The following is a 19,110-nucleotide window of genomic DNA, read 5'->3' as shown; positions in this document are numbered from 1 at the left end:
CTCCTGCCCAAGAGTTTCTTCATATGTGAATGGATCACCGGATACCCAGTCTGCGATCCAGCGAAAGTGCTCCTGCGCCGCGTGCGATGATGATTAGCAGCAATCCCGCCCAGGATAGGTGCGTCGGCCAGGCATCGGGGTAAACGAAAACCTCAATGACAAAGGTCATAACCAACAATGCCAAGGCGGATAGACGGGTGAACAGCCCGAGCACCAGCAGCAGTGGAAATAGGTGCTCGCTGTAGGTCGAAAGGTGTGCCGCCAGTTCTGGAGAGATCAGAGGCAAGGCGTATTCCGTACGGAACAGTTCGTAGGTACTCGGCGTAATCGTCAGAACGTCGCTGACTTTGGTGCGCCCTGACATGAAGAAAATGGCAGCGATGGCAATGCGTGCCACCAACACCAGAAACGAATCGCTGATCAGATTGCCCAATCGGGTTGCAACGCGGTTCCAGAGGCCACGCAGGGAATTGTCGGCGGCAGGTGAGCGGGTGTTAATGGTATCCATGCTGTGCTCCGTTGATGGCTTCAGTAACTGGTTGTCAGGAGTTCCGCCGTTACAAACGCGTCAGCACTCACCAGGCGAATAATGAGGTTTTCCAGGTTCAGGTCAGACTCGACATCAATGGCCCAGTCGGCGGCGACATCTAGGGGCAGGTGGGCCGCGCAGGCGTCGAGAAAGGCGCAGTCTGCGGCACTCGCAGCCTGCCAATGCACGCGGCCGGACTTGCGTGTCAGTAGTGCACCTTCACCTTGCCATTCGAGTTTTTCAGGCATTTCCCGTTGTTCACGATTGACGCACCAGATCGTGTAGGCGGGACAATCCGGCAACCAGACCCAACGGGCGGTGTCCCGTGGTTTAAGCCGCAAGTTGCCCAATTCCGTAGCGGGAATCTGCGCCAAGTCGTTCAGCCCAAGGCCAGGCTCATCAGCGGCGCAATGAACCTGTGTCCAGAGCAGGTCCAGACGGGCGACGTCGCCCAGATACGGCATGTCTTGCGCGTGTTCGAAGCGGTCGAGAAAGTCGGGGAAGTCCGCTCCGTAGTTCAGCAATCGGGCATCCGTTGGCGGTGAAAGCCGGGCGTGTATGGTGGCAGCGCTTTTGAGCCAGTCGGTGCCGACCAGCTGTTCTATTGTAGGAAAATTAGCGAGCAACGCGTCCGTCGTGCCCTTGAGGACGGTATTGCGATAGACCGCAAAGCCTGGTTGTTGGGTCAGCGAATCCATCGTGGATGATTCAGTGCCAAACAACGCACTCACGAAGGCATCCTGAAAGCTTGCGAGTGAGGGCTTCATATCGCCACCTTCAATTGCAAGTTTTGCCCAAGGTTCAATAACGTCTGCGCTCGGTTGCGCTCGGCCATTAAAACGTCGAAAGCGGGGATATGGTCGTCGCGTTCGATCAGTGTCGGACGCTGGCCGATCCGCTCGATTAGCCGCTGGTACAGTGACCAGACATCTTCGGCGACAGGGGCATCATGGCTGTCGATCAGTAACGAGGATTCACCCGGATCCTTGGTGAACCCCGCCAGATGAATCTCCATGATGGCGTCGGCCGCAAAGGCGTCCAGATAATCGGCGGCGTTAAAACCCAGGTTGTGCGCACTGATGTGCACGTTGTTGACGTCCAGCAACAAGCCGCAGCCAGTCACCGTGCTCAATTCGGTGAGAAATTCCAGTTCGCTGTAGTCATGCCCGTCCAGGTGCAAATAATGGGTCGGGTTTTCGATGGCAATGCGACGTCCGAGGGCGTCTTGTGTGCGCTGGATATTGCTTGCTATACGCTGTAACGCTTCATTTGTTCGGGGAAAAGGCAACAGGTCGGGGTGGTATTGGTGGCGCCAGGCTGACCAGGCCAGGTGCTCGGAAATCAGTGCCGGTTGAACGCGATCAGCGAGCTGTTTCAGGCGTTTCAAGTGCTCCGGGTCCGGCGGGCAATCAGCCGCCAGCGAAAGTGACACCCCGTGCAACGACAATGGGTGCCGCTCGCCAATGGCCTCCAGCCATGCCAGACGGGGGCCGCCACCAACCATGTAGTTTTCCGGATGAACTTCGAACCAGAGACCTTCGACCGTGCAGTCGTGGGCCTCTAGGTAATGGTTCGGTTTGAGGCCAAGTCCGGCCCCGATCTGGAATGCCTTGTTCATGATAAGTACGTGCCCCGTGGCGTTGACGTTACATTGGTGTGAGGGTGCCGGTGCCTTTTGGTGTCTTGATGGTGGTGCAAGTGCCAGCGGGAACGTTTTTCCAGGCATTAGGCTGGTAATCCATTTTTGCCGTACCTGCGCACGTGGTACCTGCACCGGCCTTGCAATCGTTGTGACCGGCCATGGCGACGCCGTAGCATTTTTCCATGGCGCCTGCGGCAGCTGGGGTCTCGGCGGCAATGGCGCCGGCAGCAAAGGAGGAAAAGGCAACGGCGATGGCAGCAAGCTTCAGATTGTTCATGGTTATTCTCCGGGAGAATGAGGGTGGGTCGTCGCATCAGTGCAGGAGTACGCTGTGCTTCAGATCCGAAAGGTAGTTCGCTGAGTTTTCATATCCGGTTACAGCCATCGCAAAAAATATTTTTTTAGAACCGCAAAATGAATCTACTTGTTGCCATATGCCTTTGGCGGCAAGCATGATCCATCGCCAGTTATCGGCGCTGGCGTTATGCAAGTACAGAATATTTCATCCTCGTGTAACCAGAGTGGACGATGGAACGAACTACACATAACGACGCATTGCGCGGCCGGGAAATTCATCTTCAGACCTTGTTCCTCGCGGGCCTGGGTGGAGACGAGCGGGCTTATGGCACTTTCCTCAAGGAGCTGAGTGGTCATATACGCGGCTTCGTTCGAACCCGACTTCAGCGGCAACCGGGTGAAGTCGAGGATTTGCTGCAAGAGGTTTTGCTGGCCGTCCATAACGGTCGACAAACGTACCGTGCGGACCAACCGCTGACGGCCTGGGTGTTTGCCATCACCCGCTACAAACTCACGGATTTTTTTCGTGGTAGGTCGCGCAATGAAGTGCTCAATGACTCGCTCGACGATGTGGCGGAGCTGTTTGCCGAGCCTCATCTGGAGCCGGAGCAGGCCCATCGCGACCTCGGCAAGTTACTTGAGCAACTGCCTGACCGGCAGCGTTTGCCGATTCAGCAGGTGAAGCTTGAAGGCTTGTCGGTCGCCGAGTCCGCGCAAATGACCGGGCTTTCGGAGTCAGCGGTAAAGATTGGCATCCATCGCGGGCTTAAGGCGTTGGCCGACAGGATTAGAGGTACACGATGAAAACTGACGATCTTATTTCCATGCTGGCGACCGGTATTACACCGGTGGACCAGCATGCGCTCGCAAAGCGTTTCGGTGTCGCGGTGCTGGTCGGTCTGATAACGGCCTTCTTGCTGGTGATGGTCATGTTTGGCGTACGTCCGGATCTGGCCGAAGTGGCGGCAACTCCGATTTTCTGGGCAAAGATTGCCTTGCCCCTGTGCCTGATGGTCGGCGCGTTGAGCCAGGTTGTGCGCTTGGCGAGGCCCGGACTTACGCCAGGCGCCGGACAACTGCTGGTCATTGCTGCGGTTGCAGCGGTGTGGGCCGGCGCCCTCTATGTCCTGATGACAGCAGCCCCGGACGTGCGTGCTTCGATGATCTTCGGTAAAACCTGGCGCGTGTGTACGCTGAACATCACCTTGCTTTCGATTCCGGGGTTCATTGCTGTCTTTTGGGCTCTGCGCGGGTTGGCACCCACTCGCCTGGGACTGGCCGGCGCCTGCGGCGGGCTGCTTTCAGGGGCGATGGCTACCATTGCCTATTGCCTGCATTGCCCTGAAATGGAAGTCCCGTTCTGGGGCGTCTGGTACTTGCTTGGCATGTTGATACCAACCGTTATCGGTGCGCTGCTCGGACCGCGCTGGCTTCAATGGTAGTGGGGTTGAAAATCGCTAGTTATCCATCGACTCCACCACTGACTATCGTCGCAAGTTTGAGATCAGTACAGCTACCCTGGCCAAATCCAATGAAAATGACTGGTCAGGTCGAATGCAAATAGGTGGTAAGTAGCTGGGGCATGGGTGGTCAAGTAGGATGCAATTTCGCAGAGGGACGTACGCAGGTCATGCCCTGGAAAGCTTGGGTAGATGCCGAGATTGCTGCATGGGAAGCGCTGGAGGCAGCCGCCGCCAAGGTTCGCCTCGTGTCACTTAACTGGGAAGGTAAGCACACGCCGACTCTTGACAAGGTCCTAACGTCAGACCAGTACGATACCTGCGAGGAAGCCCGACGCGACCTCAAACTCCAAGCAGCTCCGGGAGGTCTGGTTGGTTGCAGAGGCATCCAGTTAACTGCCAGTCTGGAAATCACATCTACAAGCAGTGGATTTAACCGGGACTATCTAGCCAACGACTGCGATAGGGTAATCCGTGCAGTGGATTGGTTCTGAAACGCGTTTTTAGCCAAGTCGCCCACAACGCAAATTAGTTTCATGTGTGGACTCCTTCTCACTGTGACTGTGGTTCGCCCCTTCTGCCTGATATTCAAAATGTTGAGGTGAGTAGGAGTCCATCCCATTGAATCGCAACTTACTTCTTAGACACAGCCGGTACGCGGCTTTTGACTGGAAACAGGCGTAGGTGGAACGTCCGTTTTTAGCCGATTTCTGTCTGTCATCACTGTCTATTTTATTGTGTCGAAAGCGGAACCATCTTGAGGGTGTTCAATTCGTAAAGCGTTTTTTGCACCACAATGACACCAGAATACCTGTGGCAATCGACACCATTGGAATGCTTGAAGCAACGCTCAGTGTTGGAAACACCAACAGTATTTGCGAGTCGTTACCGCCGAGCATCATCGAGCCCCAATCCCCATCAAAATACCCGCCAACAAATGAACGCCAGCCTTTGATGGGGTAAAGGCCTCGAAACGGAACATTTTCCTGTACACGGTAAAACTCAGCATGCCTGCCAGCAACATGACAAACACAGCAATACGCCGGGCGCTGATTGACATATCGGCTTGCCAGAACAACTGCGAAACATTGTAAAAGAACACACTCGGTGTCCATAACGGCTCGAACGTATAGAGCGCACTCGTCAACGCACCCAGCAGCATGCTGGAGAAAACCAGGTGTTTATTACCGTGTATGCAGACTAAAAAAATCAGTACCAGCGCCACTACACCGATCAACAGCCAGTAATGGCGGCTGGAAATTTCCGGCATCAGAATGGTCTTCTGTTCGGGCATCATGCGTATGTAATACCAGAGCACGATCCCCAGGACCCAGCCGATCATTGTGAACAGTTTATTGAAATTGCCACAGGCAAACCTGGTCAGCGTACCTACGCTGCAACCGTTGTTCAGCACCGATGCCACCCCGAACAACAAGCCTCCCGAAACCAGTAAACGATAGGAAATACCCGGCGAGTACAGCGGCAGGCTGACCTCGGAGAAACGATAGAGCGGGGCCAGCAGCAACCCGAACAATCCACACGATGTCAGTGCCACAAACAACGTCGGGCGCCCCGCCAGCAATTGTTCGCTCGCTTTGACAAGGCACATGCCCATGCGCTGCGAAACCCAGCCAATCAGGAACGCTAATACCAACGCCATCAATAAAGAGAAAACCATGTTCGTGTGCCGCCGCTGATTTGGATGGACCGCGCGTCACCAGGCATTAGCTTAGTCCTCGATTAGGCTGCCTGTGTGTCGGACACAGTCGTAAGCTGACGGTCGCTATGTATCGCCCTATGGTTTCTTAGAGGTTGAATGACTGCTCCTGGCCGATTTCTGCCTATCACGACTGACCGAAATCGACCAAAAGCGGCGGTCGACGGACACAATCGGCCCGCTTTAGCAGCGCAGGTTGAATTACCTTCTAGAACGCAGCCGCATCGTTGATAGCTGCCTCATAGGCATGCTTTTCAAATGTGAAGGGGCCAACGCCATCTATAATTTGAGGCTCTTCATAGCCGTTCTCGTAAGCAAAGGAATCCCACGTGAAACAGTCATCGTTTTGGCGAACAGATACTGCGTAGGCGCCACACCCGATGTCGCCGCACTCGGGGCAGATGTAAAGGAGTATCCGACCGCTTTCTGTTTCAGCTGGCTCGCGTAATAGCAGACGAGAATTAGATTGTTTGTTTTGCTCCGGGAAGCCCTTGACGAAACAGCCTATGAAATCGGAATGATTACCAGCTGCCATAACGAGAGCATTGAGCAACGAACGTTCGTTTATCTGAAAATCGATGGAGAGTCGTTCGGCCACGGTGCAGCCATTTGAGGCGCTTCCCGGACGAAACAACTGTTGAAATGTGAGGGAGCTGGTGTCCATTCCTGCGAACCACTTTATGCACTGAATTGGCGTGGAATTACATACAACATCGTGGGTTGGTACAAGCCAAATTTCATCCGCCGACTGACCGTATATGGACTCCCCCTCATTGCAAGCCCCGTTGCTTTGGCGCCCGTGCCGACTGCACACGTATATTCGGCCTCTAAATACGGCATCGTTTCGATGCAGGGCCATGATGGGCTATTCGCGCGCCGGCTCCCGATCGCTTTTTCGTGCTTTTCGCACTTGGACATTCAAGGGTTTTGCCGACGCCGGTTCGACCGGTTTGCCATCGTTCAGGTTGCTTCGCAATCGTGGTGTGGGTGCTTCTCCTGGGATGAATGGGTCAGGCCGCTGCCCGATCCGGTTGGTAATCAGTACCGTTGCGCAGCATTGCCCAAGCCATGCGTGCAGTTTTGTTCGCCAAAGCAATAGCGGCCACATTGGGATGTGAGCGCTCGGCTAAACGGACGACCCACTGGCTGAGTCGATCGTCTTTGGATTTGGCGGTGCGCAGTGCCGACCGCGCACCATGGATCATCAGCGTTCGCAGATAAGCATCCCCACGTTTGCTAATGCCAAGCAGTCGATCCTTGCCGCCAGAGCTGTGTTGCTTTGGCGTCAGCCCTAGTGAGGCCGCCAATTGTCGGCCGTTGGCAAACTGACTGGCATCACCGATGGCAGCAACCAGCGCGGTGGCAATCATCGGGCCGACGCCACGCAGCTGTTGCAAACGGACCGCCGTTGGCTCACTTGCCGCGATCGCAGATATCTCGCCATCGAGTTCGCTTACGCGCTCATCAAGTGCGTACAGGTCATCCCACAAGCCATTCAGCAGACGACGAAAGCGTGCCGTCAAACCGTTATCTGCATCTTCTAGCCAGCAAGGTATTGCGCGACGCAGCATCAGTAATTCCTTCGGCGCAACGAGGCCGTACTCGGCGATCAACCCACGAATCTGATTGGCTTTGGCCGTCCGCTGTTCGATTAAGCCGGCCCGAATGCGATGCGTCGCCTGGATATCCTGTTGTTCGATGGTCTTGACGGCGACGAAGCGCATGCTGGGGCGGCTCATGGCTTCGCAGATCGCCTCGGCATCGTTGGCGTCGTTCTTGTTGCTCTTGACGTACGGTTTAACGAACTGCGGCGCGATCAGCTTCACCCGAAATCCGCGTGCTTGTAGTTGCCGCGCCCAATGGTGCGCACCACCGCAACTTTCCATGCCGATCTCACATCCGGGTTCGATCTTTTCCAGCACCGTTTGCAGCCAGCGATCGCGCGATAAACGCTGCCGCCAGACGGGTAGCTCATGACAATCCACGCCATGGATCTGAAACACGTTCTTGGCCAGGTCGACCCCAATTCGCATAAGCTTCATGTGTGGACTCCTTCTCACCGTTGACTGTGATTCGCACTTTCAGTCTGGCACTTAAGATGCCGAAGTGAGGAGGAGTCCATCCCATTGCTTTTGGCCGAAAGCAGTTCGACAGATGGTGGTTCTGACAGACTTCGAGGCCGTGAGGCTGCCCCCTGCCCTGGATAATGAAGCCTCGCGCCGACAGCTTCGCGTTGCCTCGGAGACCCTTCGACTGGGAGTCGACGTGCTGTTGGCCGCCACTGAGCGTACGGTATCCGGCAGCGCTGCGAAGACGCTCTTCTTGCAGAACGTGCTCGATGAAGCGGCCTTGATCGCGCGCTAAGTGCGTCCAACCTTGACCCACTCGCTGCGGCAATCATGAACTTAATACAGTCGACGCGGATAAATGGGCCTTTCGATTTCTGGGCCATGCCGAATGCTTGGCCGTTGAAACTTCCCTTGATGTAAGCGTTATGCAGTCAGCCAAATCCCTACACCGTCATGCACCAGTACTTTCCTCCGGTCGGCGCGGCGGTTGGCGAACAGATAAGCGCAGCGCGTCTTCGCTGCACCGAACACTGCCACCACCTGGGCTCACGCGGTCTCGGTGCCGGCGCGTAAAAAAATCTATCTACTTTATGGTTTAAAACTCTATAGTTTCCGGTTGGCCGATTAGTTTTGTTATCCTGTCGATGAAGTCGTGCTCATCAATGAAGTTCGTATTGTCAATTAGGTCTATGAACCATAGCATGTCTAGGGCTATAAATAATTCAAGCCACTCCGGTCTTTTAGCTTTGGTTTCAGGCATATCGTTTGCGGCGAATCCATGGCCTTTGCCTTCGGCCAGGTAAAAGTAGTTATCTTTATATGAGTAGCCTATTATTTTTGGCCATTCAGAACTATGGGGTAGAGTTGGCTCCATGTCTTTTTTGGCGATTACATAAAAAATTCTCATTACTTCTCCGGAAGTATGTCGACTTGGTCGAAGTTTACCTTCTGACCGTCTAAATGGAGCTGCTGAGCTCATCCGTCACCATATTTTTTATAAGCTTCGGCCAATGGCTCTAACTTACTTTTGTCAGTGTCGCCTTTCCAATATGGAACTCTGGCTTTGGGTTTTCCATCAACATAAAGCTGTAACGTGTCAAATTCTGCTCTTATCCTGGCATCACTTCAAGAGCCAGGCCCGTTTTCATCCGGTCCGTGCTCCGGGCCCTTGACTTGAAATGCATCGCGCGCGCCTTTACCCGTTTCGTGCTTTTCGAATCCGAAATACGTTACGCCTTGTGTCTTCGTTTCGATTGCATCCTGCCCCCACTTATTGATGCTTCCATCATCGTTTTTGTACCTGATGTATCGATATCCTGTAGAAGGCATCGTGGAGTCCGGTCCTGAAGGACCTACATAGAAGTCTGGTTTAGACTGCGCAACATCAGGTGCTTTTGTTAGCTCTTCCACACTAGCTTTGGCTACAGGATCTTCCATCGGATTTGGAGGTTTGCACCCATCTCCTCCTGGACACGTATCCAATCCCAACGGATCCACCCACCCCGTAGGGTTAGGCACGTACTGGTAGTTGTTCAACCCACCTGCAAGCTTGATCGGATCCTGCGTCAGAAACCGTCCAGTCCCCGGATTGTAGTAGCGATGCCTGTTGTAATGTAAACCCGTTTCCGCATCGAAATGCTGGCCCTGGAAGCGCAACGGATTGTCGATTTCGGCAACGTCCAGCGCGGCGAGGTTGCCATAGGCTCGGTACTTGGCTGACCACATGATCTGGCCGCTGTAGTCGGTGAGTTCCTGCGGGGTGCCGAGGTGGTCGAGTTGGTAATAGAACGGTTCGGCTTTGAGCGGGCCTTCGCCATCGAGCATGGCCAATGGGCGAAAGGTGCCCGGTTCATAGATGTAGCTGCGATAGCGGTTGTTGGCGCTTTCGGCGATGAGACGTTCGCCTTGCCACAGAAATTCGGTGGTGTGGCCATCGACGATCTTGGCGATACGGCGGCCAAAGGCGTCGTATTTGTAGGTTGCATGGCTACCGCCGGGGAGGCTGACGCCGATCAGGCGGTGCTGGCAGTCGTAACGGTACTCGGTGACAAGTCTCTGTCCGGTTCCTCGACGTTCGCGCGCCAGGTTGCCGTAGGCGTCGTAATAGTAGTGGCGGTCGCCCTGCATGAGCAGGCGGTTGACTTTGACGTTGGCCAGGTTTGCGGTTGGCTGGTCGCCCTGGCCCAGGAGGTTACCCGCCGGGTCGTGGGCAAAACTTTCCGGGGTGGTGCCGCGGACGTTGATCAGTCGGTCGAGCGGGTCGTAGTGGTAGCTGCGATTGCCTTTGCGGCTGTCGTTGATGCCCGCAAGGTTGCCATTGGCATCGTAGGCGTAGCGCCGCTGGAACAGGTTGCGATCTTGCTGACCCACCGTGTGGGCTTGCAGTCGGCCTTGTTCGTCGTACTGGTATTGGCTGAGCAGCAGGCCTTGTTGACGTTGCTGCTCGCGGCCGGCGCTGAACTGGTGAGTGGTCAGGCGCGAGCCGTTGAGGTCGATGCTGCTCAGGCGACCGCCGGATTGGTGGCGGTAGTCGAGTTTGCTGCCGTCGGGGAGGCGGCAGTGGCTCAGTTGGCCGAGTTTGTCGTACTCGTAACGCGTAGTGCCCCAGCCCTGGTGTTCGGTGATCAGGCGGTCTTGCAGGTCATATTTTTAGGGCAGAGGGCAGTGGCCGTCGTCGACGCTTACTTTACGCCGGACCTGAATCCAAATTCCCCGGCGCGGAGTAGTCGACTGTATTCATGCGTGGACACGGCCAATCAACTCCATTCAATAATTTTTTGATTCTTCTGCCTTGGCTTCGTTTAGGTTGGCCTTAAAGTACGTCATGAAGTCTTGCCCTTGCGCGAAGGCTTTTTCGATCTTCATACTTTGCTCTTTCAGAGCGGCGCTTGGTTTGGCCCATTGTTCAGAGGGTAACGGTTTGGACCACTGAGCAATGGATTCAGGTAGAGATTTCATGCTGAAACGACGGTCCCATTCTGCTACCCAGTACGGAAAACGCCACCAGGTGATCAGGTGTGTCAGGTACCACCAACCAACTCCTAATGCGCAACGTTCGTTGTGCTGGTATTCCTCGTGCATGTCTTGTCGTTCTTTATCGAAGGTGTGGCGACCCTCGTAGGGTGCTTTACCAGGACAGAACTCCGGTCCTTTTTCCATGTAAGCACGTATGGCTTCCCATTTGCCTAGTCCATGAACAGGAGTCATGACCTCCTGTGTGAGAAAGTGCGCCGTATCGGCCTTGGGATCATCTATGGCCATTCCAAAGGTGTAGCTATTGATTACGCCTGCTCCAGTGAATCCGGTGCTGACAGAGATCCATGCAACGGTGTCTTCCCAAGGCTGGATCACGGGGTCGTCGGAGCCATTCGGGAAGAAACAGACTTCTCGGCGTTGACGGTTAAATCGGATGGGGCGGGCGCGGGCTTTGTTTCTTGTGGTGCTGATAATCGCGTACAGGCCGATCAGCGCTGCTCCCCCTCCACACCAGAGCGCTAGTGATATTCCGAACTCAAAAAAATCATTGAAGTAAAACAAAAAGCTTCTGCCGAAGGGATTTATGAATGCAGCGAAGCCCATCAAAGTTGGGAGAACAAATAGACAAACAATAACTACGACTGTAGGGAGTGACACCGCCAATCGTGCTTGGAAAGACTTGGTGAGATTGCTGCTACCCAAGTCCAGATAGGTGTCGTTGACTTCAACAAAACTTCCGCCGAGATCCATTGGGATTTGTCCGGTCGGAACGGGTAGTGGCGAGAAAAACACCGCATCGCCATTAGTAAAGCGTCGAGATTCACCAGCGATGGGGCGCTGCTGTCGAATATCGAACTTGTCGTACTGTGGAGAAGTAGGTGTCATGCCGGATAACCATAAAATGCATGTCCGGCATGAGGTAGTCGATTATATTTAAGCATCAAGGACGCGACTCATCGATACCATTCAATTATTTATCGATTCTTCTGTCTTGATTTCATTTAGATTCGCTTTGAAGTACGTCATGAAATCTTGTCCCTGAGCAAAAGCCTTTTCGATCATGGCACTTTGCTCTTTCAATGCATGGCTCGGCTTGGCCCATTGCTCAGTCGGTATAGACTTTGACCACTCAGCAATGGAGTCCGGCAGAGATTTCATACTGAAACGATGATCCCATTCAGCAACCCAATACGGAAAGCGCCATAAGGTGATTACATGAGTGAAATACCACCAGCCAACACCTAACGCGGAGCGCTCGTTATGTTGGTACTCCTCAATCATATCTCCGCGCTCTTTATCAAACGTATGCCGGCCTTCGTACGGTGCTTTACCGGGACAGTGTTGTGGCCCTCTTTCCATGTAAACACGTATCGCCTCCCATTTACCCAAACCATGAACTGGAGTCATTACTCCCTGGTTCACAAAATGGACGGTATCTGTTTTAGGGTCGTCAAATGCCATGCCAAAAGTATAAGTACTCATGACGCCGACCCCAGTCACACCAGTACTGACAGAAAGCCAGGACACCATTTCTTCCCAAGGTTGGATGACCGGCTCGTCAGAACCATTAGCAAAAAAACAGACTTCGCGGCGTTGTCTATTGAAGCGTATCGGACGGGTATGGACTTTGGCTAGGGTAGTGCTGATGACAACGTAGAGCCCCAGAACTGTGGCTCCTGCTGCTCCCCAAGCGCCGATTGCAGCGCCGGTAGGGAAAAACTCTATGAAAATATGTGTAAATGATCTGCCATAGGGATCACCGAAACTCATTAGCCCGGCGATGAAGGGGCCGATTATTAAACCCACAATCAGTATGAGCATGCTGCTTGCGATCATAACCCTGGTTTGGAATGCCTTATTGACGTTACTGCTACCTACGTCCAGGTAAGTGTCGTTGACATCAAGGAAACTTCCCCCCAAATCCATTGGGATTTGGCCGGTAGGGACGGGGAGTGGCGAGAAAAACACTGCTTCGCCAGTAATAAAACGTCGAGATTCACCAGCGACGGGGCGCTGGTGCTTGAGATTAAATTCATCGTTATTCATTGATTTGGATGGCATGTTATTCAACCGGAAAGTGGTGAGTCGGGCAGCTACAGGAAGTCGCTGTTGACCAATAGCCATGGGGCATCGGTTGTGCGCGACTTCAAAACAGAGACAGCCGAAAATAGTTTGCCATTTTGAGCGTTCAACGTCGTAGTTTCGAAGCGTTTCTCTCGGAAGGATTTATCGCCAGCAACGGGGTGATAGCGTAGGGCGATAGCCAAACCATGTTGGGCATTGGCTTCGTGTTGGAAAATGTCCATGCCTAATCTAAGCGGTTCATCCGGAGCACTGAGCAAGTTGAATTGATAAAGCAGCGGCTCGCTCCATGCCTCCCAATCATTACGTTGGTGGTTTGTCAGCCAGTAAGCGCTCACGCCAAACTCTACATCATTTAGTTCACGAGCCGTAATTCCCGGTATGCGCAGTACCGCCATAGGCTTGTTGTTTATCGTCTGCAACGCTACCTGCGGTGCTGCCGTTATGTCGGCAAGCAGTAGGCGCTCCTCAATCAGACTGCGGTTGGCGCTCTGCTTACCCCAAGGGCCTTTTTGCAACCAAGTATCCAAAGCTGTTTTGTTGTTTCGGTTGTACAGCCACTCTCCGCCCAATTGCAGACCAGTAAGCACCAGGCCAATCAAGTTGGCTTTGACAGCAATGCTCAACAGTTGACCACCCGCTTTGACCCAAACCAGCGCACGTGCTTGATTTACAGTGGTAAACGCCTCATAAATTGATTGGCCACTCCTGGCGAAGGCCCAACCATTGAGCGCAAGTTGTCCAGAGTCACCAGCTAATGTCATGCTGGCGCCTGTCAACTTGGCACCATTCCCTGAACGTAACGCCTCTGTCCATTTGGCAGCCGATCCTTTTTCACCATACATACCTGTTCCTGCGGCAACTGCGCTGAATATGTAGGCAAATGGGCTCAATGCTCCGGTGATTTTCCCTAATTTGGCGGCCAATTTGATTTTGCCGGCGGCGCTTGTGTAATTTTTGATAGCGACAGAAAGACTTGTAATGGCAATACCCTGTGCAGCAGCCAAACCGCCTCCTACCGTAGAAAATAGGGCGTTAAAGAAAGATAGAGTATCTGCGGTATCCCACACGGCTTTAGAACGTGCTTCGATAAAAACTTGGTAGAAGTTTATCGTTTGCATGACAAATGCAGCCGAAGCAAACACATCGCCACCCACTGATTTGAAAACTTCTCCAGTCAAACCTTTATACGGACGCTTGAGCCGATAGTCATCGGCCATCCGCTCAAACTCAAGCACCTGAGCATTGTTAAGCCCTTTGATCTTGAAGGCCGCCTTGCCCGGTCCGTCACCAACGGGACTCATGGCCTGAGCTATCCGCCCTTCAAGGGGAGCGACAGTCTGTTGAATGGCTTTGCGGCGAGATACCAAGGTTTTGTAACCGCCTTTTGGTGACCTTCCTTTACGTTCATCAGCCAGGGTTTGCCGAATCTGATTTTTCAGCGAGGTCATTTGCTGGCGCAGATCTGTCAGTTTGGCTATATCAGCTTTGAACGTGGCAATTTGATTCGCAGAGGCAAACTCCAACGTAATACCTCCCTTACCGAAGGCTCGCAGAACATCTATCCAGGCCGAGCCAGGAATTCGGCGCAATACTTTTGCTGGATCTAGCGGCTGGCCACTGCGTAGCGCTTGCATTGCCTCATCCAGCGCTCCTGCCAGGCGCAATTGCTTTGCCGGCTCATACGCCGTGTCGCGCAACTGACCGAGCACAATGCCGTTTTCACTCAATTGCATTGCTGCTGCGAGATTCTGCGTGAGCAAATTGCCAAATTTTCCGCTGAGTGCCTGCGCACCCTGATAGTCGTCCTTGGCCATATAGGTATCGCGCAGGGACTTGATGAACGATGTGACCTTTGCGTGCATGTCCTTCTGATCAGTCAAGCTCAATGTGAAGAAGGTTGGTACGGTAAAACCCGGCTGTTTCTCGATCAGATCGGCAAGCTTTTCAGTCGCTTTGTCTGTCCGGCAAATGTCTCTCATACAGGCATATTCAGTAGCGAGAGTTGTGTCGAGTTGATCGCCAAATTTGGGATCGAAATACCAGGCTGAGCGTTGGAAGCGTTCTTCACTGATCAGATTTGCGCGATCGTCACTGATCAGGTCCAGCCGTTTGTTCCAACGACTGAGTTGGGCGCGTTGCTGTTTCAGAAAGGCTTCCATAGCGGGCCGATCAATCAGATCGTTGATGCCCTGTTGTCCCATTTTCGCGCCCTCGAGCGCGTCATCCGCATTTTCTTCGATAGTCTCGATCAGGTCTTCGTACTTGGAATGCAAAGGTCCAAGACTCGTACGCATCCGCGACTTTGAAGCTGCAATAGCCCCACGATGCGTACCAGCGCCTGAATACTGAGTTTGATTTTTAACGTTGACGTAATCGACGATGGCTTGCCGTTGCTCTTCGCTTGTTTCGTCCTTGAGTTTGGCAAAGCGTGGATCGCCTTGCGCAGCATTCAGGATGGTATCGCCGGTGACTGTGTACAAGGATTCGATGTAGCAACCAAATACATACTTCTTTTGGTTTGCCTCCGCATCACTCCAGTCACTGATCCATCCAGTTACCAAATCCTGATGTTCGGCGAGGTCGCGCAGCACACCGATGTCATCCTGTATGACCATATACAGATGGTCACGCTCGTTTTCTGCCTTGACCTGTTTTTTCAGCGCACCCAGCTGAGTCTTTTTGAAGTGCGATGCTTGCTCCCAGAGATAGTCTTTGCTTTCTTCGGGTTTGGCGCCCGTCGGCGCTGGACCTTTACTCGGCTGTTCTGCAATCTCCGCAATCCACCTTTCCGCCTGACTTGGAGTCAGTAGATTAGCTGCGCCTTTCTCAGGGTCTGCATTGGTGAGATCGACCTTTTGCATGAAGTACTCACGTTCAGACTTGTGCTTGATGACCTGCGCGCATTTGGCGGCGGTCCATTGCACCTCGGAGTAGTTGACATAGAGCTTGCTCAAACGCGGGAAGACCAGCACGGCTTCGCCCACGTTGCTTTCGCGTTTGTTGGCGGTGATTTCGCCTTTTTCCCACAGCAGTTGGGTCACGATGCCGTTCTGGATTCGGTATTCGTGCATGACGGCTTCAGGCTTCTTGTCGACGATGACGTAGAGCCAACCGTCGCGCATCAAGCGAATGCCTAGTGGGCGAGAAGTGGTTTTGTACGGCATCGCCAGTGCGCTGGATGGGTCTAGTCGTTCGACTAGACCGTAACGCAGTGGGATGAGCTGGATTTTAGCCTTCATCAGCGAGCAGCCGCCCATGGCACACTTGCCGTCGTCCCGGCTTTTTGCAACGTTGTTCGGGCTTTTGCCGGTCAATGTTGGCGTTGTCATCCTTGGCTCCTCAGCGGGGTTTCAGCCCGTTCCTGGGCAATATCAGCAACCCGTTCGAGTCGCTGAGCGGGCGTTTGTTCCGATGGGGTCTTGAGTATTGCATCCAGGTCGGGATGTTCCTCCAGCGCTCGCTCACCGAGAAATCCGTGAATGTTGGCATAAAGTGTGATGTCGAGTTCGGTGTTGAAGCCGCGATCATACGAGGTCGATGCCATTGCGTGCAGATGTTCCCAGCGCTGCAACGGCGTCGATTGTGCCTGATAGGTCGGAAAGTATTCGTGCATGTGTTGGTCGAGGCGCAGGACGATGCTTCGGAAATTCACTTCGTCCAGTTGGCTGAGTTGCTCGTCGCTCAAGCGGTAGCGTTTGCTGTGGTTGGGCTGGGAGGCTTTGCCCGGTCGCTGGTTGATGTGCCAGCAGCCCAGCGCCGCGTCGGCGGCGACGATCTGCGAGCAAGGGCCGAACAGGGTAGGGTCCTTGATGCTCTCGGCGTGGCTGAGCAATGCGTGGGTTACGGCAGGGTCGGCGACGCGCAGCAGGACTTCTTCACCCTGAGGGAGCATGACGCTGGTCAGCCAGCGGAAGTGCTCGACCATTTGTGCCCAGGGTTGATCGCTGAACACCAGGTAGCCCCATTCCTGGCGAGGCTCAGCCAGAAATTTTGCGAGGATGGGATTGTTCTGCGCTTTTATCTGAACCAGACACGGCGAAACGTCGCCCAATGCAGTCCATTGGGTACCGAGATAGAGAGGCTCGAACACCGGATCGTCCGACCATTGATAAAGGTGCTGGGGCAGTTTTTCGACGCTGACGCCATCCAGCAGCAAACCGACCGTGCTATTCCACGGCAATCCTTGAGGCAGCCCATTTTCCAGGGGCCAATCGGACTTAAGCATTTTGCGCCTCCAGTTTGGCCTTCTCGCAGATCGCGCAGATTGGCTTCTTCTGCATCAATGCTTGCCGTTGCGCAGGGATCAATAGTTGCCCAGCCTTATCCGCATCCGCCTGCTTCAACACCCCTGGCAACAACGGCGAAGCACCCGTCCCGCTTCCCGGCCCGCCGCCGGAGTTCATGTTGATCACCGGCCCGCTCAGGGTCACACCGCTGGCATCGATCTTGATGAAGCTGCCACCCCCGATCAGGGTCAGTTCACTGCCCGCTTCCAACACGACTTTCATGCCGCTGCTCAGGTGAATCTCCTGGCCGGCATCAATGAACTGCCCGGTGCCAATCTTGATGTGCTGGTTCACGCCCACGGTCAGGTGGTCGTTGGCGCGGGCCTCGACTTTGCGGTCGGCGTAGACGGTGTGGTGTTCTTCGGCCTTGAATTCGCTGTAGCTGTTTTGCTCGACGGTGTCGTGGCGTTCGTTGCCGACGCGGATTTTCTGGTCGTGTTCGACGTTTTCGTCCCAGTCGCGCTGGGCGTGCAGGAAGATTTGTTCCTGGCCTTTCTTGTCTTCGATGCGCAGTTCGTTGAAGCCGCCACCGCCCTTGGAGCTCAGGGTTTTGAAGGTGCTGCGGGTTTTGTTCGCCGGCAGCGGGTACGGGACGACGTTTTCCTTGTGGTACAGGCAGCCGCTGATCAGCGGTTGGTCGGGGTCGCCTTCGAGGAAGGTGACGAGCACTTCCATGCCGATCCGCGGGATGGCGATGCCGCCGTAGTGGGCGCCGGCCCAGGCGGAGGAGACGCGCAGCCAGCAGCTGGTCTTGTCGTCGGCCTGGCCTTCGCGGTCCCAGTGGAATTGCACTTTGACGCGGCCGTACTGGTCGCAGTGGATCTCTTCACCCTTGGGTCCTGTGACCACGGCGCTTTGGCTGCCGAGGATGCGCGGCTTCTTTTGCGTCAGCGGCGGGCGGTTTGGCACGTCCCACGGGGTGGCCTGGAAGCGGTTGCGGTAACCCTGGTGGAAATCGCCCTTGAGGCTAGTGGTGTCGCTGGTTACCGACTCTTCCAGCACCTGCGGCTGTTTGCCTTCGTGCAGGACTTCGGACAGCAGCCACAGGTCGTTCCATTTGGCTTTCGGGTGTTGGGTCAGGGCCAGGAAATGGCCGCTGACCAGCAACGGCTGATCGCTTTTGCCTTCGGCCAGTTGAAAGTCGCTGCGGTGACGTTCCAGGTTGCGCTTGGCCAGGTGTTTGCCGCGCTCGCGGTCGATGAAACGACCGGGGTAGTCGTAGTCTTCGAGGTCAGGCAGGGCGTCGCCGCGATTTTCGCTTTCGAGGGTAATGCGCGGTTTTTCGAAGTCGTAGTCGCGGCGGGTGGTGCGGCTGGTACGGGTTTCCAGGCGCAGGTCGAAGCGCTTGATCACCGGGTTGTTGGCGACCATGCCGGAGTCTTGCTGGTAGGCCACGGGGGCGAGTTTCGGGAACACCGTCTGGTCATCGCCGAACACCAGCTTGTGGGCCGTGGCGCTGTGCTGGAAGTGGTAGTGGATACCTTCTTCCTCGCACAGGCGCTGGATGAACTGCAGGTCCGATTCATCGTACTGAACGCAGTAAATGCGCTCGGGATAGATCGCCCCGACTTTGAATTCATAGGCATTGCTTTGGATGCCGTGCTCTTCGAGGACCATGCCGATGATTTTCGGCACGCTGAGGTTCTGGAAGATGCGTTGGTTGATGCGGTGCGCGAGGTAGGACAGTTGCGGGCGCAGGGTCACCGCATAGCGGGTCAGGCGTTTGCCGGAATCACCTTGGGCGGCGCGATAGATCTGGCCATGGATGCCGCTGCCGTCAGGCGAGAGCTGCAAAAAGGCCGGTTTGTGCAGCAGGGTCTCGAGGTCCAGGGACGGCTGTTCACTGACCAGCTCCACCTCAAACACAAAAGGCTGGCTGATGGCTTCCCGACCTTGCAGGGAAAAGACCTGAAAGTCGCTGGAAAGACCTTCGATGGTCAGGGCAAAGTGAGTTTGATTGGCCGGCGCGAACATCCCTTGTTCCTCGTGCAGTGCTGCGGCATGCGCTGACACCCGGAAACCGGGTCAACGGACGCGAAATTCTGGAAG

Annotated in this window: 17 protein-coding genes and 1 pseudogene; 2 read left to right on the top strand and 16 right to left on the bottom strand. The window is 54.6% G+C overall.

Annotation, left to right across the window (positions count from 1 at the left end; genetic code table 11):
- Nucleotides 1-34 precede the first annotated feature (34 nt).
- The 5 genes from ACA075_RS18135 to ACA075_RS18115 are packed head-to-tail and all read right to left on the bottom strand — an operon-like array spanning nt 35 to nt 2,625.
- Nucleotides 35-508, bottom strand: coding sequence for a DoxX family protein (locus tag ACA075_RS18135; RefSeq protein WP_497294351.1), 474 nt, complete (start codon nt 506-508; stop codon nt 35-37).
- A 20-nt stretch (nt 509-528) separates the two neighbouring features.
- Nucleotides 529-1,296: an HvfC/BufC family peptide modification chaperone gene (locus ACA075_RS18130; protein ID WP_497294349.1), complete on the bottom strand. Its 768-nt coding sequence runs from the start codon at nt 1,294-1,296 to the stop codon at nt 529-531.
- Nucleotides 1,293-2,147, bottom strand: coding sequence for an MNIO family bufferin maturase (gene bufB, locus ACA075_RS18125; RefSeq protein WP_497294347.1), 855 nt, complete (start codon nt 2,145-2,147; stop codon nt 1,293-1,295). The genes ACA075_RS18130 and bufB overlap by 4 nt, the downstream gene beginning before the upstream one ends.
- Nucleotides 2,148-2,175: 28 nt before the next feature.
- Entirely contained in the window at nt 2,176-2,448 is a 273-nt protein-coding gene (locus ACA075_RS18120) for a BufA1 family periplasmic bufferin-type metallophore (RefSeq protein WP_010461569.1), read from the bottom strand.
- Nucleotides 2,449-2,484: 36 nt separating this feature from the next.
- Entirely contained in the window at nt 2,485-2,625 is a 141-nt protein-coding gene (locus tag ACA075_RS18115; RefSeq protein WP_497294345.1) for a hypothetical protein, read from the bottom strand.
- Nucleotides 2,626-2,699: 74 nt separating this feature from the next.
- Here ACA075_RS18115 and ACA075_RS18110 point away from each other — a divergent pair, with 74 nt between their 5' ends.
- Nucleotides 2,700-3,272, top strand: coding sequence for a sigma-70 family RNA polymerase sigma factor (locus tag ACA075_RS18110; RefSeq protein WP_497294343.1), 573 nt, complete (start codon nt 2,700-2,702; stop codon nt 3,270-3,272).
- Nucleotides 3,269-3,910: a DUF1109 domain-containing protein gene (locus tag ACA075_RS18105; RefSeq protein ID WP_497294341.1), complete on the top strand. Its 642-nt coding sequence runs from the start codon at nt 3,269-3,271 to the stop codon at nt 3,908-3,910. The genes ACA075_RS18110 and ACA075_RS18105 overlap by 4 nt, the downstream gene beginning before the upstream one ends.
- A 916-nt stretch (nt 3,911-4,826) precedes the next feature.
- Here ACA075_RS18105 and ACA075_RS18100 read toward each other — a convergent pair.
- From ACA075_RS18100 to ACA075_RS18050, 11 genes and pseudogenes are all read right to left on the bottom strand, one after another.
- Nucleotides 4,827-5,606, bottom strand: coding sequence for a YeeE/YedE thiosulfate transporter family protein (locus ACA075_RS18100; RefSeq protein ID WP_497294339.1), 780 nt, complete (start codon nt 5,604-5,606; stop codon nt 4,827-4,829).
- A gap of 247 nt (nt 5,607-5,853) precedes the next feature.
- Nucleotides 5,854-6,309, bottom strand: a complete 456-nt coding sequence (locus ACA075_RS18095; protein WP_497294337.1) for a hypothetical protein — start codon at nt 6,307-6,309, stop codon at nt 5,854-5,856.
- 346 nt (nt 6,310-6,655) lie between these two features.
- On the bottom strand, nt 6,656-7,687 hold the full coding sequence (locus ACA075_RS18090) for an IS110 family RNA-guided transposase (protein ID WP_497294335.1): 1,032 nt from the start codon (nt 7,685-7,687) through the stop codon (nt 6,656-6,658).
- A gap of 450 nt (nt 7,688-8,137) precedes the next feature.
- The gene (tnpB, locus tag ACA075_RS18085; RefSeq protein ID WP_497294333.1) at nt 8,138-8,245 is read right to left on the bottom strand and encodes an IS66 family insertion sequence element accessory protein TnpB; all 108 of its coding nucleotides are present in this window, start codon (nt 8,243-8,245) and stop codon (nt 8,138-8,140) included.
- Nucleotides 8,246-8,309: 64 nt separating this feature from the next.
- Nucleotides 8,310-8,621 carry a hypothetical protein gene (locus ACA075_RS18080; RefSeq protein WP_497294331.1) on the bottom strand — a complete coding sequence of 104 codons (312 nt, stop codon included), beginning with the start codon at nt 8,619-8,621 and terminating at the stop codon, nt 8,310-8,312.
- Between the two features lie 553 nt (nt 8,622-9,174).
- Nucleotides 9,175-10,405 (bottom strand): annotated as a pseudogene (locus ACA075_RS18075) (RHS repeat domain-containing protein); the annotation flags it as partial.
- Between the two features lie 75 nt (nt 10,406-10,480).
- A complete protein-coding gene (locus tag ACA075_RS18070) occupies nt 10,481-11,575 on the bottom strand; it encodes a DUF6708 domain-containing protein (protein ID WP_497294330.1) in 1,095 nt (364 codons plus the stop codon).
- Between the two features lie 81 nt (nt 11,576-11,656).
- Entirely contained in the window at nt 11,657-12,814 is a 1,158-nt protein-coding gene (locus ACA075_RS18065; protein ID WP_497294328.1) for a DUF6708 domain-containing protein, read from the bottom strand.
- The gene (locus ACA075_RS18060; RefSeq protein ID WP_497294326.1) at nt 12,784-16,104 is read right to left on the bottom strand and encodes a toxin VasX; all 3,321 of its coding nucleotides are present in this window, start codon (nt 16,102-16,104) and stop codon (nt 12,784-12,786) included. The genes ACA075_RS18065 and ACA075_RS18060 overlap by 31 nt, the downstream gene beginning before the upstream one ends.
- On the bottom strand, nt 16,101-17,000 hold the full coding sequence (locus ACA075_RS18055; RefSeq protein WP_497294324.1) for a DUF4123 domain-containing protein: 900 nt from the start codon (nt 16,998-17,000) through the stop codon (nt 16,101-16,103). The genes ACA075_RS18060 and ACA075_RS18055 overlap by 4 nt, the downstream gene beginning before the upstream one ends.
- On the bottom strand, nt 16,993-19,035 hold the full coding sequence (locus ACA075_RS18050; RefSeq protein ID WP_497294323.1) for a type VI secretion system Vgr family protein: 2,043 nt from the start codon (nt 19,033-19,035) through the stop codon (nt 16,993-16,995). The genes ACA075_RS18055 and ACA075_RS18050 overlap by 8 nt, the downstream gene beginning before the upstream one ends.
- Between the last annotated feature and the right edge of the window lie 75 nt (nt 19,036-19,110).

The organism is Pseudomonas sp. LBUM1663, from assembly GCF_059695905.1.
This window is presented reverse-complemented; position numbering and strand designations above follow the sequence as displayed.

Bases quoted from the DNA above. Each gene is read 5' to 3' on its own strand.
- bufB (WP_497294347.1), bottom strand. From the start codon at position 2,147: ATGAACAAGGCATTCCAGATCGGGGCCGGACTTGGCCTCAAACCGAAC.
- ACA075_RS18100 (WP_497294339.1), bottom strand. From the start codon at position 5,606: ATGGTTTTCTCTTTATTGATGGCGTTGGTATTAGCGTTCCTGATTGGC.
- ACA075_RS18065 (WP_497294328.1), bottom strand. From the start codon at position 12,814: ATGGCTATTGGTCAACAGCGACTTCCTGTAGCTGCCCGACTCACCACT.
- ACA075_RS18105 (WP_497294341.1), top strand. From the start codon at position 3,269: ATGAAAACTGACGATCTTATTTCCATGCTGGCGACCGGTATTACACCG.
- ACA075_RS18055 (WP_497294324.1), bottom strand. From the start codon at position 17,000: ATGCTTAAGTCCGATTGGCCCCTGGAAAATGGGCTGCCTCAAGGATTG.
- ACA075_RS18115 (WP_497294345.1), bottom strand. From the start codon at position 2,625: ATGCTTGCCGCCAAAGGCATATGGCAACAAGTAGATTCATTTTGCGGT.
- ACA075_RS18120 (WP_010461569.1), bottom strand. From the start codon at position 2,448: ATGAACAATCTGAAGCTTGCTGCCATCGCCGTTGCCTTTTCCTCCTTT.
- ACA075_RS18130 (WP_497294349.1), bottom strand. From the start codon at position 1,296: ATGAAGCCCTCACTCGCAAGCTTTCAGGATGCCTTCGTGAGTGCGTTG.
- ACA075_RS18060 (WP_497294326.1), bottom strand. From the start codon at position 16,104: ATGACAACGCCAACATTGACCGGCAAAAGCCCGAACAACGTTGCAAAA.
- ACA075_RS18070 (WP_497294330.1), bottom strand. From the start codon at position 11,575: ATGACACCTACTTCTCCACAGTACGACAAGTTCGATATTCGACAGCAG.
- ACA075_RS18050 (WP_497294323.1), bottom strand. From the start codon at position 19,035: ATGTTCGCGCCGGCCAATCAAACTCACTTTGCCCTGACCATCGAAGGT.
- ACA075_RS18135 (WP_497294351.1), bottom strand. From the start codon at position 508: ATGGATACCATTAACACCCGCTCACCTGCCGCCGACAATTCCCTGCGT.
- ACA075_RS18090 (WP_497294335.1), bottom strand. From the start codon at position 7,687: ATGAAGCTTATGCGAATTGGGGTCGACCTGGCCAAGAACGTGTTTCAG.
- ACA075_RS18080 (WP_497294331.1), bottom strand. From the start codon at position 8,621: ATGAGAATTTTTTATGTAATCGCCAAAAAAGACATGGAGCCAACTCTA.
- ACA075_RS18095 (WP_497294337.1), bottom strand. From the start codon at position 6,309: ATGGACACCAGCTCCCTCACATTTCAACAGTTGTTTCGTCCGGGAAGC.
- ACA075_RS18110 (WP_497294343.1), top strand. From the start codon at position 2,700: ATGGAACGAACTACACATAACGACGCATTGCGCGGCCGGGAAATTCAT.